The following is a 12,304-nucleotide window of genomic DNA, read 5'->3' on the forward strand; positions in this document are numbered from 1 at the left end:
GTGAGGTACGGCAGCGTTCCCAGGGAGAGGACACCAGGCGACGATGCAGGCGTCAGAGGCCCAGCGTGCGAGGGCCGTGGCCATGTCGATCGCCGCCTCACTCGGCCTGCCGGCCGATGACGCGGTCGTTCTGCACAACTCGAACAAGCTCACTCTGCGGCTGCTGCCCTGTGACGTCCTGGCGCGGGTGGCGCCCGCGGCGCATCAGGTCGCGCAGTTCGAGGTCCAGCTTGCTCAGCGGCTCGCCGGCTCAGGGTGTCCTGTGGCCGCCCTCGAACCGCGGGTGGAGCCGCGCGTCCATGAGCGCGATGGCTTCGAGGTCACGCTGTGGACCTACTACGAGCCCGTGAACCCTGGCGAGATCCCGCCGGCCGACTTCGCCGAGGCGCTCCAGCGGCTGCATGCCGGCATGCGCGAGCTCGATGACGTCCCGACGCCGCACTTCACGGATCGGGTCGAGGACGCCCAGCGGCTCGTGGCGAGCCGCGAACGCACGCCGGCGCTCGCCGACGCGGACCGGGCGCTGCTCGGCGACACGTTACGGCGCCTGAGACGGGTGATCGGCGAGCGCGGCGCCCCCGAGCAGTTGCTGCACGGAGAGCCGCACCCGGGCAACCTGCTCGCCACGAAGAACGGGCTGCTGTTCATCGATTTCGAGACGTGTTGCCGTGGGCCGGTCGAGTTCGACCTCGCCCATGCGCCCGAAGAAGTCGGCAAGCACTATCCGGGAGTCGATCAGGACTTGCTGCGCGAGTGCCGGATCCTCATGCTGGCGATGATCACAGCGTGGCGGTGGGATCGAGACGACCAACTGCCGGACGGGCGCCGGCTGGGCGTGGAGTGGCTCGGTCAGATCCGAGCGGCGCTCGATCACGACGGGCTGGACGGCCGTGGCTGATCGCGGGCCTTCGACGTCGCGGCCGGTCGGCCGGCTGCCGACGCCGGGAGCTGCCGTGATCCGCCTCGCCTGACGCGGCGGGGAAACTCCGGGGCGACGCGCTGGTGGCCACGCCATGATTACCTGATGCACAAGGCGACCGCCTACCATGACGCACTCGGCGATCACTTCGCCGAACGTGCGCAGACCAGTCCCTACAACGCCTACACCGACAGACCGGCGATGCTCGGACTCGCGGGGGAGGTCTCCGGGGCCAGAATCCTGGATGTGGGCTGTGGGGCAGGCCATTACGCGGCCGAGCTCCTGGCTCGTGGAGCTCGGGTGGCCGGCATCGACGGCAGCGCCACGCTGCTGCGCCACGCGCGGGCACGCGTGAACGGCGATGCGGAACTGCGTCTCCACGATCTTGAGGAGCCGCTCGGCTTCGCCGCCGACGGGTCCTTCGACGGGGTGGTCTGCGCCCTCGTGTACGAGCACGTCAGGAACCGCGTGCAACTGCTGAGCGAACTACGCCGCGTCCTTCGGCCTGGTGGCTGGCTCCTGGTTTCGACCACCCATCCCACAGCCGACTGGCGCCACTTCGGCGGCTCCTACTTCAGCCACGACTGGCGGGACCTGCCCCTCGGGGACAGCGAGCTCTCGATCCACTACCAGCGCATGCCGTTGGAGACCTTCCTGGGTGAGCTGCTGGCCGCCGGGTTCGTGCTGGAGCAGTTGATCGAGCCGCGCCCCACGGCCGACCTTCGCGAGATCGACGAGGCCGCCTACGACAAGCTCCATCGGACGCCGTCGTTCCTTGCGGTGAAGCTGCGACGTCCTTGATGGTCACGGGGTCCGGAGGGGACCCCGTGACGGGCTGGAGGGCGGGCATGGTGGTCAGGCGGCGTCGAGGGCTTCGGTGATCTTGCGGGCCATGTCGGTCGTGGTGGGGTTGGGCCGGCCCTGCTGAGCGGCGTCGATGGCGACGGTGACGGTGCGGCGGAAGTTGTCGGCCTCGTCGGGGGCGTGCTGCTTGAGCAGGGTGACGGAGGCGGTCAGGGCGGGCAGGATCTGGTCGGCGAGGGCGGCGGTGGTCTTGCCGGTCAGGCCCTTGGGGGCCTTGGCGAGTACGTGGCCGACGAGGCCGGTGGCGGAGGTCAAGGCGATGGAGCCGTTGGTGGCGGCCTTGTGGGCCGAGCCGGCGGCGCCGGCGGCCGACATCAGGTAGACGGCGCCCCAGGCGGCGGTGCGGAGGGTGAGCTGGTCCTGGTCGGAGAGGGTGATCGACATGATGGGTGTGCTCCTTGGAGAGTTTCCGGTTGAACGGGCGGGCGTTGCACCGTTCATGGCGGTTACGATCGTCGACCGCGCTGATACCGGGCCGTCGCCGTGCTGATGCGGCCGCTGACATGGACGGCTGTGTGGTGGAGGGCCGTGCGGCCGGCCACCGGCTTCGGCCGGCGGGCGTTTCGCGCTCAGGCAGTCCTCAAGGGGCCGGGTCCGGTTCGAGGGCCCGCCAGTTCAGATGTTCCCGGCGGAGGCGTTCCATGGCCATCCAGCCGAGCGAGAACGGCAGGCCCCCCAGCGCGATGACCGACAGGACGTCGAGCCCGGTCACGTCGAAGACGCCGCCGATGTCGCCGAACAGCTGGGCGACGGTCTGGAAGGCCAGGTGGAAGCCGATGCCCGCCCAGATGTCGCCCGTGGCGATGCGGAAGCCGCCGAGGACGAGGGCGAACAGGAAGAAGATGACGAGGCGTTCGAGGGAGGTGGCGGATCCGGTCAGGAAGCCGAAGAGGGTGAACAGCGCGGCCTGGGCGAGGACCGCCTGCCAGGCCGGCACCACGGTCATGAGGTTGCGCTGCAGGTAGCCGCGGAAGACGAGCTCCTCCGGCAGCGCCTCGTACAGGAGGACGAGGACGATCAGGAGCAGCGCCGCCTGGAGGGCGTCCGCGGCGGAGGCGCGCAGGCTGATCTCGGTCCAGCCGAAGCCGAGACAGAGCGCGAACCCGAAGGCGGCGGGGATGAGCCAGCAGGCCATGCCGAGCAGCAGGTTGCGCCAGCCGGTACGCGGGGAGGGCAGCCCGAGGCCGGCCCAGGGGCGACGGTCGAGCAGGCGGCGCGCGGCCACGATCACGGGGACGACGAGGACCGTCGTCAGGATCGCCCTGGCGGCATGGGTGAAGCGGTCGTAGTCGTAGCCGAGCGGGGTGCCGTGGTAGACGAACAACCACAGCAGGACGGCGGCGGCGAAGACGATGAGTATGCGCCAGATCGGGGCGGGACGAGAATCGCGGGCTCTTTCGGGGTCGGACACGTCAGGCTCGCCCTCCACGAATGGCCTGGCAATGGCTTTCGGTAGGCTCCGGCCGCGTTCAAGGAGAGTCGGGTGCGCCGGGCCGGTACTGCCAGACGAATTCCAGCCACGGCGGGGCGACTCCCGTGAAATGCGCCCAGCTGCCCGGTTCCGCGCCGGGATGGTCGCCTCGCACTTCCGACAGGAACGTCAGCACGAAGCCTTCCCGGATCAAGCTGTTGGTCATCCGGCTCAACGTCTGCCGGTACTCCCTGGGTTCCCGGATGCGGTCGCCGGACGGCTTTCTGTCGTAGACCCATTCCTGGTCGGGATAGGAAGTCGCGGTCTCGTCCGTGTAGGGCTGGGTGAGCGTATAACCGGCGCCGTTCCAGGAATGGTGAGTGAGCCCAGAGAAGAACGGGTTGGCGCACATCAGGTAATAGTGGCCGCCTTTTCCGACGACTTTCGCGACCTCGCGGAAGACGATCCGGCAGTCGGGGACGAAGGTCAGCGAGTACGGATGCCAGACCAGCTCGAAGGAGGAGCCGCCGAGGGCCGACAGGTCGCGCATGTCCCCCTGGACCGTGCGGACGGTGGCGCCGTAGTGCTCCGCGGCCGAGCGGTCCCGCTCCAGTTGGCCCGAGGAGATGTCGAAGACCGTCACGTCGGCCCCCAGCAGGGCGAAGGCCGCCGACTGCTGCCCGCCTCCGCCCGCCAGGCAGAGCACCTTCCGGCCGGCGAGGTCGCAGGGGAGGCCGAGCCGTTCCAGGCCCAGATAGGCCCGGGCCTTCTCCTCGTCCAGGTCGAGCATGGGGCGGGTGAACAACGCGTCCGCCTCCACCAGGGCTTCCCAGCGTTCCGCGTTGTAGCGGTAGACCTCGTCCTGCACGGCGAACACCCTAACCCTCGCCCCACGACGGGGACGAGCCATTAAATCCCGGGAAGTCGCGTCTGCGGCGGATCGGGAACCGTACCCCGTCGCGGATCTCCGCGAACAGCCGCCGCCCCGCCGTGCCGCGCGGGCGGGCCTCTTGTGGATCAGCTTCGGAGCTGGGTGTTGAGCCGGGCGGCCTGGCGGGTGAGGTGATCCCGTTCGGGCAGGTTGGGCGCCGATCGGGCGGCTTCGGCGTAGAGGCGTGCCGCCGTCACCAGGTCGCCGTCACGCTCGTGCAGGTACGCCGCGGCGGCGGTGTGGCGGGGCAGGGAGGGGTCGACCTCGGCCAGGGCGGCCAGGCCGGCGCGCGGGCCGTCGGCCTCGCCGACCGCGACGGCCCGGTTGAGGCGGGCCACGGGGCTGCCGGTGAGGCGCACGAGCTCGTCGTACCACTCGACGATCTGCACCCAGTCGGTCTCCGCGGCCGTGAGGGCGTCGGCGTGCAGCGCGGCGATCGCGGCCTGGGCCTGGAACTCGCCCAGCCGGTCGCGGGCGAGGGCGGCCTGGAGCACGTCCACGCCCTCGGCGATCAGGCGGGTGTCCCACAGGCCGCGGTCCTGCTCGGCGAGCGGCACGAGCCTGCCGCCGGGCCCCGTCCGTGCGGCGCGGCGGGCGTGGTGCAGCAGCATGAGCGCGAGCAGGCCCGCCACCTCCTCGTGCTTGGTCCTGGCCGCGAGCTGGCGGGTGAGCCGGATCGCCTCGGCGGCGAGGTCCACGTCGCCGGAGTACCCCTCGTTGAAGACGAGGTAGAGCACGCGCAGCACCGTGGCGACGTCACCGGGCTGGTTGAACCGGACGGCCGAGACGGTCCGCTTGGCCCGGCTGATGCGCTGCGCCATCGTCGCCTCCGGCACCAGGTAGGCCTGCGCGATCTGGCGGGTGGTCAGGCCGCCGACCGCGCGCAGCGTCAGCGCGACGGCCGAGGCGGGGGTCAGCGACGGGTGCGCGCACAGGAAGTAGAGCTGGAGCGTGTCGTCCACCTCCTCGCCCGGTCCGGGTTCGGGCTCGCCCTCGACGAGCACCTCGCGGTGCCGCCTGGAGGTGTCGGCGCGGGCGGCGTCGAGGAACTTGCGCCAGGCGACGGTGACCAGCCAGCCCTTGGGGTCGCGCGGCGGACCGTCCGGCCACACGCGCACGGCCTCGATCAGGGCTTCCTGTACGGCGTCCTCGGCCGCCGCGAAGTCGGCCCCGCGACGGACCAGGACGCTGATCATCGTGGGAGTCAGGGCCCGCAGCAGGGGCTCGTCCACCGTTCGTCACTCCGTGACGGTCGGGCACGCGGACATGAACGGGCGTACTTCGAGCCACTCGTGGATCGGCTCGCCGCCCGCGCCCGGAGCCGCGGACAGCTCCGCGGCCAGCTCGAGCGCCCGCTCGTACGTCTCGACGTCGATCACCATCCAGCCGGCGATCAGGTCCTTGGTCTCCGCGAAGGGGCCGTCGGTGACCGGCGGCCGCCCCTCGCCGCCGTACCGGACGAACGTGCCCTCCGGGGAGAGCTCCTGGTTGTCGACGAACTCGCCGGTGCTCCTGAGCCGGGCGGCGAAGTCCCGCATGTACTGCACGTGGGCCGAGAGCTCCTCCGGCGTCCACTGGTCCATCGGCACGTCGTTGGCCGCCGCCGGCGCGCCCCGGTAGTGCTTGAGGAGCAGGTACTTGGCCATCGTGTTCTCCTTTGTGCGGTACGGCCCATTGTGGCCGGTGTTCACTGCGGGGACGGAGCCGCGCGCGGGTTCTCGACATCCCGCCGGCACGAGTCTTCAGAGGCGGCGTTCCTCTCTCTGCCGGATCAGCTCCTCGACCGCGCTCGGCAGGGTCGTCTCGAAGTCGATCAGCTTCGCCCACGTCGGGGTCACGACGACCCGCACCATGCCGTCGTAGAGCGAACGCACCTCCGCCTCCCACTCGACCCGCTGCTCGGGGGTCATCTGGTAGGAGCCGTTCATCTGGAGGTACTCGTCCGGGATGCCCTCGACGACGTCCAGCTCGGCCCGGCCGCGGATGAGCAGGATCTTGGGCGGGTGCACCTCGGTGTCGATCGTCAGGGCGACCATCGGGTTCTCGCGCAGGGCGTGGAGCTTCGGGGCGTTCTTCGTGGTGCACATGACGATCTCCGCGCCGTTCCAGGTGAATCCGATCGGGACGTTGCGGGGGGTGCCGTCCTTGGCGACGTAGGCCAGCCGGGTCAGGTCGCGGGCCAGCAGTTCCTGGCTGTACGGGCGGTTCAGAACCTCGGCGATCTCGTTGGGCTGCATGGGCGTTTCCTTCCGTCGCGGCGGCCGGTGGTGGCCGCTGATGTCCCTGGGACGGAGCCGGCCGGGCATTCTCGACATCCATCGCCGCCCGAATTTTCACTGAAGCCGGAGCGTGGCCGCGGTGGGGAGGTGGTCGCTGCCGGTGGCGGGCAGCGTCCAGGTGGTGGCCGGGGTCGCGCCGCGGGCCATGATGTGGTCGATCCGGGCGAGAGGGAAGGCGGCGGGCCAGGTGAAGCCGAACCCGTCGAGCGCCGGGGCCAGCCGGGAGGTGAGCGGGGACAGGCCGCGGTCGTGCACGGTGCCGTTGAGGTCGCCCAGCAGGACGATCCGCTCCAGCTTCTCGGCGGCGACGGCGGTGGCCAGCGCGGCGGCGCTCTCGTCGCGCCAGGCCGTGCCGAAGCCGTCCTGAGGGCGGAGGCGCACCGAAGGGAGATGGGCGACATATGCCGCTATGTCGCCTGCCGGGGTTCGTACGGTGGCGCGCAGTCCACGGTTCCAGTCGGCGGTGATGTCCTGGGGTTTGATGGCGACGGGGCGGCCGTCGGCGAGGGGATGCCTGGACCAGAGCCCGACGGTGCCCACGACGACGCGATGGGGGTGCTCCGGAGCGAGGGCGGCCTCGTAGACGGGCAGGGCCTGGGGTGTCAGCTCCTGCAGGGCGATGAGGTCGGCTCCGGCGCCGGCGAGGGCGCGGGCCGTCCCCCCGGGGTCGGCGTTGTCGTCGGCGACGTTGTGCTGGAGCACCGTGAGGGTGGACCCCGGTTCAGGGCCGCCCGCGATCACCGAGCCGGGGAACACCGACGTGCCGAACATGACCACCCAGACCGTCGCCGGCAGGGCCACGGCCGTGAGCGCGATGGCCGAGCGCCGTGACGACGCCAGGACGAGCAGCGCCACGACCACCAGGCCGAGCCAGGGAAGGAACGTCTCCAGCAGGCTGCCCACGTTGCCCACGGCGTTGGGGACGGCGGAGTGGAACGCCAGCAGCCCGGCGACCAGCACGGCCGGCGAGATCAGGACCCACGGCTTGCGGGCGCGCGGGCTCGTGTCGCGGCGCGCGTCGCGCGTCACCGATCGAGCTGCTCGACGAGGAGGCGCAGCAGCGTCTCGGGTGCCTCGACGTGCGGGTCGTGCCCCGTCGGCAGGGACACCTGCCGGACCAGCGGGCACTCCTGCGTGACCGCGTCGAGCTGCCGCCGCGTCCACGAGCAGTACGCCTCCCAGGCCGGTACGAGCCGGTCGGGGAACACCGCGGCGAAGGCCATCGCATCACCGCTGACCACCAGCAGCGGGCATTGCGCGCCCCGATAGACCGGGAACAGGTCCAGGGCGTCTATCTCCCGCATGACCTGCAGGAACGGCTCCGGAAGCCCCCGGCCCAGCTCCGCCAGGAACGCGGTCATCTCCCGGCAGGCGGTGGCCGCCGCGGCCTCGTCCAGGCCGGCGAACTGGTCGGGGCGCGTCGGGTTGCCGTGGCCGTCGAGGTTCACCGCGAGCCGGCACTCCGGATGCCCGGCCGCCCACAGGGCCGCGACCATGCCGCCGAGGGAGTGGCCGACGATCACCGGCCGGCGCAGCCCGTACGCGCCCGCGACGGCGGTGACGTCCCCGAGCGCCGCCGCCCACGACCACGGCGCGGCCCCGGACTCCCCGTGACCGCGCAGGTCCATGGACACCGGCCGGAACCCGGCGCCCACGAGCAGCCCGGCGAAGGCCTCCCAGTCGCCGCGCGTCCGGCCGCCGCCGTGCAGGAGCAGGACGTCCTGTCCGGACCCGCCGTGGTCCTCCGCCACGATCGGCACGCCGCCGCCCACGACCGTGGTCGCCCTGGTGCTCATCTCGGCTCGAGGAGCAGATAGTCGATCTTGCCGTCGTCACCGACGGAGATCTTCGTGTCGTACTTCTGCCCGGCGGGGATGGACGTCACCCCGGCCAGCTCGGTCGGCTTCGTGCTGCTCAGCTCCTCCACCTTGAGCCCGGCCAGATCCTTGGCGAGCGTGTTGAACTTCTCCGGCGGCACCTCCTTGAGGAACGTCTCGGCGAGGTGCTCGCCGAGCTCGTTCTCGGGGATCGGCGTGCGGTTGACGGCGTCCAGGTACCACTGCAGTTGCTTGCCGGCCGGGCTGTCGGTAACCGCGACGCTCTGCCCGCCGCCTGCTGCCGAGCAGCCCGTCACGAGGACGGCGAGCAGGGTGATCAGGCTGGCTAACGCCGGGATCGATCGCATGGGGGGCTCCTGGTGATCAGCTTGCGGAGACAGGAATGCTAGCAACCCGCCCCGACGGAAAAGCGCCGGCGCGGGCCGTCGGCACACAGCTCAGAGCAGGACGACGGGGTTGGTGAGCGCCGCCATGCGGCCGTCCGCGTGACGGATCTCGACGCGGACGAACGCCGACTCCGCCGCGCCGGTCCGCCACTCCACGGTGCCCGCCCCGCCTCCGGGCAACGACTCGCGCAGCACCGTACCGAGTTCGGTGTGAAAGGTGACGGCGCCGGAGGGGACGCCGCGCACGTCCACCCGGACGGCGACCGGCTCGCCGCCGGTCTCCAGGCGCTCCCCGATGCCGGCGCGGCCGTCGCCGGCGGTCGCCTCGAAGGACAGCTCGATCGCGACCGATCCGGCGATCCTGGTACGGGCACATGAACACCCCGGACGGGTACGGCGCGTGCGGGTGGGCCGCCACGCACAGGCCGCCGGAGCGGCGCACCTGGCCCAGGTGGCGGTCCACGGCGTCGTCGCCGACGCCGTAGCGCCATTCGACCACCTCGCCGGGGGCGAGGCCGAGCGCCAGCCGGGTGCGCCGGCGTCAGGTCCGCGCCGTGCGAGAGGAACGAGTGCACATGGCAGTCACCGCGGAACCAGCGTCGCGAGCCATGATCCGTCGCCATCCCGGCAGCGTACTAGGCGGGCGGCGCCGCGTCCTCGGCGGTGATGCGGGTGCCGATGTCCTCGCCCTCGCAGATCGACCGCATGACGCCCCTGGCGGCCACGTCGAAGACGTGCATGCGCAGGCCCTGCTCGTTGGCCAGCACGAACGCGCTCTCGTCCATGACCCGCACCCCGGCCGCCAGCGCCTCCCGGTAGGTGAGGTTCGTGTAGCGCTTGGCGTCGGGATCGAGGTTCGGGTCGCTGTCGTACACGCCGTCCACGCCGCGCTTGGCCACCAGCAGGGCGTCCGCGTCGAGCTCCAGGGCCCGCTGCACGGCGGGGTAGTCGGTCGTGACGTACGGCTGGCCGATGCCGCCGGCCAGCAGCACGATGAGGTCGCGGCGCAGGTGCCGGTCGGCGCGCAGCCGGATGAACGGCTCGGCCACGCTCTGCATGGGCATGGCGGTCATGACCCGCACGTCCGTGTCCGAGCGGGCGGTCAGCACGCCGCGCAGCATCAACGCGTTCATGACCGTGCCCAGCATGCCGATGTTGTCGGCCTCGGCCCTGCCGATGCCCCAGCCCTCCGCCATGCGCCCGCGGAAGTAGTTGCCGCCGCCGATCACCACGGCGATCTGCACGCCGAGGTCGTGGACGGAGAGGATCTCGTCGGCGAGCTGCGCCAGGCTCGCCGGGTCGGTGCCCCAGCCGGCCTCTCCGGAGAGTGCCTCGCCGCTGAGCTTGACCACGACACGTGAGTAACGACGCATGCCCGCAATCCCTTCGCGGTCGCGCGCTTGGCGACCCGCACAAGGATACGTGGCCTTCGTCCGCTCCCAGGGGCAGCGGAGCGCGGTCGAGGTCCGCATCGGCGCCGTCACGGACGGCCGCATGGCACCGACGCGGGCCTACTGGGCGCAGGGCGCCGGCGAGGCCGTCACAGGGCCAGCACGCCGACCGTCTGGTCGCCGCTCACTTCCCCGGTGAGCTCGAACCCGAGCTTGCGGTAGAACCCCTCGGGCCCGCCGTCGCCCGGGTGCCACGTGACGTACATCCGCGTCGCCCCCCGCCGCCTTAGCTCGGCCGCCACGGACGAGACGGCGAACCGCCCGACCCCGCGCCCCTGCGCGCCGGGTGTCACGTTGAGCCGCCACAGCCCGGACCGGAAGTCGACCCCCTTGCCGTTCCAGTCGATGTCGAGGAACGCCATGAGGAACCCCACCGCGTCGGACCCGTCGAGGATGAGGCGCGGCCAGGCCGTCCGGGGATGGACGTAGGCCTCGGCCAGCGACTTCACCACCGAGCTGACGAAGTGCTCCTGGTCGGGGCGGACCCGTACGGCGATGGCCGCGTCGAGGTTGGCGGGGGTGACGGGCACGAGGCGCAGGTCAGGCGTCATGGGCGGATCCTGTGGGGAGGCGGGACGGTCGCTCCAGTGGACTCCCACCGGGCGACCCGCCGCCACTCATTTTCGGCGCGGGGCCTCGGAGTAGTGGCCGAAGTGCTGCTGCCTCCGGCGCTCGGCGAGGCCGATGCCCGTCATGGCCACGCCGGCCGGCAACGCCAGTGCGCAGACGAAGGGGACGAGGTCCCACCGCGAGGTCGCGGCGGTGACGATGGCGATCGGCACGCCCGTATCACCGCTCCAGCGCCAGCTTCACGCCGAGCCCGACGAAGATGCCGCCCGTGGCGACGTCGATGCGGCGCCGGGCGGCGCGCCGGTGACGCAGCCAGCCGCCGATGCGGCCCGCGAGCACGCCGACCGCACCGTCCACGAGGAATTCCAGCGCAATGAGAATGACCCCGAGAATCGCGAACTGCAGCCACACCTGACCCAGGCTCGGATTGATGAACTGCGGGAGGAAGGCGATGGTGAAGGTGACCATCTTCGGGTTCAGCAAGTTGGTCGTCAAACCGCTCAGGTACGCCCGGCGCCCCGACATGCCGCCGCCGCCCACCGCCACCTCCAAGGGACTGTCGTCGCGGTTGCGGATGGCCTGGACCCCCAGGTAGATCAGGTACGCGGCCCCGGCGATCCGCACCACCGTGAACGCGACCGGCACCGCCTCGAACAGGGCCGCAAGACCCGCCGCCGCCACCGCGACGTGAACGGCCTCGCTGGTGGCCACGCCCGCGGTGGCGAGCAGGCCGGCCCGGGGGCCGCCGCGCATCCCGCACCCCAGCACGAACAGCATGTCCGGTCCCGGGGTGATCATGGCCACGATCGTGGTTACCGTGAAAAGCGCAAGAAGATGGGAGTCGACAGGCATGGCCGAATTCTCCCACGGCGCCCAAAAAGATAGGAAAAATGGTGACATCTACCTGGGATGAGGCGTTCGCGGATCGATATGCGGAATGGTCGGCGCACATGGCGGCCGACATCGCGTTCTACGTCGGCCTCGCCCAGGAGGCGGACGGGCCGCTCGTCGAGCTGGCGATCGGGAACGGGCGGGTCGCCATCCCGGTCGCGCGGGCGACGGGGCGGCGCGTCACCGGCGTCGACCTCTCCCCGGCGATGCTCGAACAGGCCCGCACGAACGCCGCCGAGCAGGGCGTCCGGCTCGACCTGCGCGAGGGCGACCTGCGCGAGCTCACCCTGGAGGAGCCGGCGGCGCTGGTCTACTGCCCGTTCCGGTCGCTGCAGCACCTCCCGACCTGGGCCGACCGCCGCCGCGTCTTCGAGCGGGTGGCCGCGTCGCTGCGCCCGGGGGGTCGCTTCGCCTGGAACGCCCTCGCCTTCGACCACCACCTCGCCGCCCGCTTCGACGGGATGCGCCGTCAGGAGCCGGTGCCGCACACGACCCGCTTCGCCGTGGGCGACAACCGGATCGACATCGTGCTGGACGACGGGGCGACGAGCTCGTCCTGGTGGGCGACGAAGAACGAGTGGCTCGGGCTGATCGACGTCGCGGGGCTGGAGCTGAAGGCGTTGTACGGGGGATTCGCCCGCGAGCCCTTCACCGAGGACAGCCGCGAGTACGTCTTCGTCACCCGCAGGCCCGGCCGGTAGGCGGCGTCACAGCGAGCCCAGGGACGTCTCACGACCATGCGCGAGCCGGGGGACGGCCCCGCG

At 71.6% G+C, this 12,304-nt stretch carries 17 protein-coding genes; 3 read left to right on the forward strand and 14 right to left on the reverse strand.

Annotated elements, in window-relative coordinates:
* Nucleotides 1-43 precede the first annotated feature (43 nt).
* Both AB0I79_RS50560 and AB0I79_RS50565 read left to right on the forward strand, forming a co-directional pair.
* The gene (locus AB0I79_RS50560) at nt 44-898 is read left to right on the forward strand and encodes an aminoglycoside phosphotransferase family protein (RefSeq protein WP_357890049.1); all 855 of its coding nucleotides are present in this window, start codon (nt 44-46) and stop codon (nt 896-898) included.
* A 126-nt stretch (nt 899-1,024) separates the two neighbouring features.
* A complete protein-coding gene (locus AB0I79_RS50565; protein WP_357890052.1) occupies nt 1,025-1,720 on the forward strand; it encodes a class I SAM-dependent methyltransferase in 696 nt (231 codons plus the stop codon).
* Between the two features lie 54 nt (nt 1,721-1,774).
* Here AB0I79_RS50565 and AB0I79_RS50570 read toward each other — a convergent pair whose 3' ends face one another.
* The 14 genes from AB0I79_RS50570 to AB0I79_RS50635 form a co-directional block, all read right to left on the reverse strand.
* Nucleotides 1,775-2,167: a hypothetical protein gene (locus AB0I79_RS50570; RefSeq protein ID WP_357890055.1), complete on the reverse strand. Its 393-nt coding sequence runs from the start codon at nt 2,165-2,167 to the stop codon at nt 1,775-1,777.
* A 196-nt stretch (nt 2,168-2,363) separates the two neighbouring features.
* Nucleotides 2,364-3,194, reverse strand: coding sequence for a type II CAAX endopeptidase family protein (locus AB0I79_RS50575; RefSeq protein WP_357890058.1), 831 nt, complete (start codon nt 3,192-3,194; stop codon nt 2,364-2,366).
* A 58-nt stretch (nt 3,195-3,252) separates the two neighbouring features.
* A complete protein-coding gene (locus tag AB0I79_RS50580) occupies nt 3,253-4,062 on the reverse strand; it encodes a class I SAM-dependent methyltransferase (protein WP_357890060.1) in 810 nt (269 codons plus the stop codon).
* Nucleotides 4,063-4,211: 149 nt separating this feature from the next.
* Nucleotides 4,212-5,357 carry a DUF6596 domain-containing protein gene (locus tag AB0I79_RS50585; protein WP_357890063.1) on the reverse strand — a complete coding sequence of 382 codons (1,146 nt, stop codon included), beginning with the start codon at nt 5,355-5,357 and terminating at the stop codon, nt 4,212-4,214.
* 6 nt (nt 5,358-5,363) lie between these two features.
* The gene (locus AB0I79_RS50590) at nt 5,364-5,771 is read right to left on the reverse strand and encodes a YciI family protein (protein WP_357890066.1); all 408 of its coding nucleotides are present in this window, start codon (nt 5,769-5,771) and stop codon (nt 5,364-5,366) included.
* Nucleotides 5,772-5,867: 96 nt separating this feature from the next.
* Nucleotides 5,868-6,362 (reverse strand): pyridoxamine 5'-phosphate oxidase family protein, encoded by a 495-nt coding sequence (locus AB0I79_RS50595; protein ID WP_357890069.1) that lies wholly within the window; start codon nt 6,360-6,362, stop codon nt 5,868-5,870.
* Between the two features lie 96 nt (nt 6,363-6,458).
* Nucleotides 6,459-7,433, reverse strand: a complete 975-nt coding sequence (locus tag AB0I79_RS50600; RefSeq protein WP_357890072.1) for an endonuclease/exonuclease/phosphatase family protein — start codon at nt 7,431-7,433, stop codon at nt 6,459-6,461.
* Nucleotides 7,430-8,200 (reverse strand): alpha/beta hydrolase, encoded by a 771-nt coding sequence (locus AB0I79_RS50605; RefSeq protein ID WP_357890075.1) that lies wholly within the window; start codon nt 8,198-8,200, stop codon nt 7,430-7,432. Before AB0I79_RS50605 ends, AB0I79_RS50600 begins: the two co-directional genes overlap by 4 nt.
* A complete protein-coding gene (locus tag AB0I79_RS50610) occupies nt 8,197-8,589 on the reverse strand; it encodes a Cpe/LpqF family protein (protein WP_357890078.1) in 393 nt (130 codons plus the stop codon). The genes AB0I79_RS50605 and AB0I79_RS50610 overlap by 4 nt, the downstream gene beginning before the upstream one ends.
* 90 nt (nt 8,590-8,679) lie before the next feature.
* Entirely contained in the window at nt 8,680-8,874 is a 195-nt protein-coding gene (locus tag AB0I79_RS50615; RefSeq protein ID WP_357890081.1) for a hypothetical protein, read from the reverse strand.
* Between the two features lie 389 nt (nt 8,875-9,263).
* The gene (pyrH, locus tag AB0I79_RS50620; RefSeq protein WP_357890084.1) at nt 9,264-10,001 is read right to left on the reverse strand and encodes a UMP kinase; all 738 of its coding nucleotides are present in this window, start codon (nt 9,999-10,001) and stop codon (nt 9,264-9,266) included.
* A 167-nt stretch (nt 10,002-10,168) separates the two neighbouring features.
* Nucleotides 10,169-10,630, reverse strand: coding sequence for a GNAT family N-acetyltransferase (locus tag AB0I79_RS50625; RefSeq protein ID WP_357890087.1), 462 nt, complete (start codon nt 10,628-10,630; stop codon nt 10,169-10,171).
* Between the two features lie 66 nt (nt 10,631-10,696).
* On the reverse strand, nt 10,697-10,861 hold the full coding sequence (locus AB0I79_RS50630) for a hypothetical protein (protein ID WP_357890090.1): 165 nt from the start codon (nt 10,859-10,861) through the stop codon (nt 10,697-10,699).
* A 7-nt stretch (nt 10,862-10,868) separates the two neighbouring features.
* On the reverse strand, nt 10,869-11,501 hold the full coding sequence (locus tag AB0I79_RS50635) for a LysE family translocator (protein ID WP_357890093.1): 633 nt from the start codon (nt 11,499-11,501) through the stop codon (nt 10,869-10,871).
* 38 nt (nt 11,502-11,539) lie between these two features.
* Here AB0I79_RS50635 and AB0I79_RS50640 point away from each other — a divergent pair, with 38 nt between their 5' ends.
* On the forward strand, nt 11,540-12,241 hold the full coding sequence (locus AB0I79_RS50640; protein ID WP_357890096.1) for a class I SAM-dependent methyltransferase: 702 nt from the start codon (nt 11,540-11,542) through the stop codon (nt 12,239-12,241).
* The last annotated feature ends 63 nt before the right edge of the window (nt 12,242-12,304 follow it).

Source organism: Nonomuraea sp. NPDC050202, assembly GCF_040656115.1.
In the GTDB taxonomy this organism is placed as follows: Bacteria; Actinomycetota; Actinomycetes; order Streptosporangiales; family Streptosporangiaceae; genus Nonomuraea.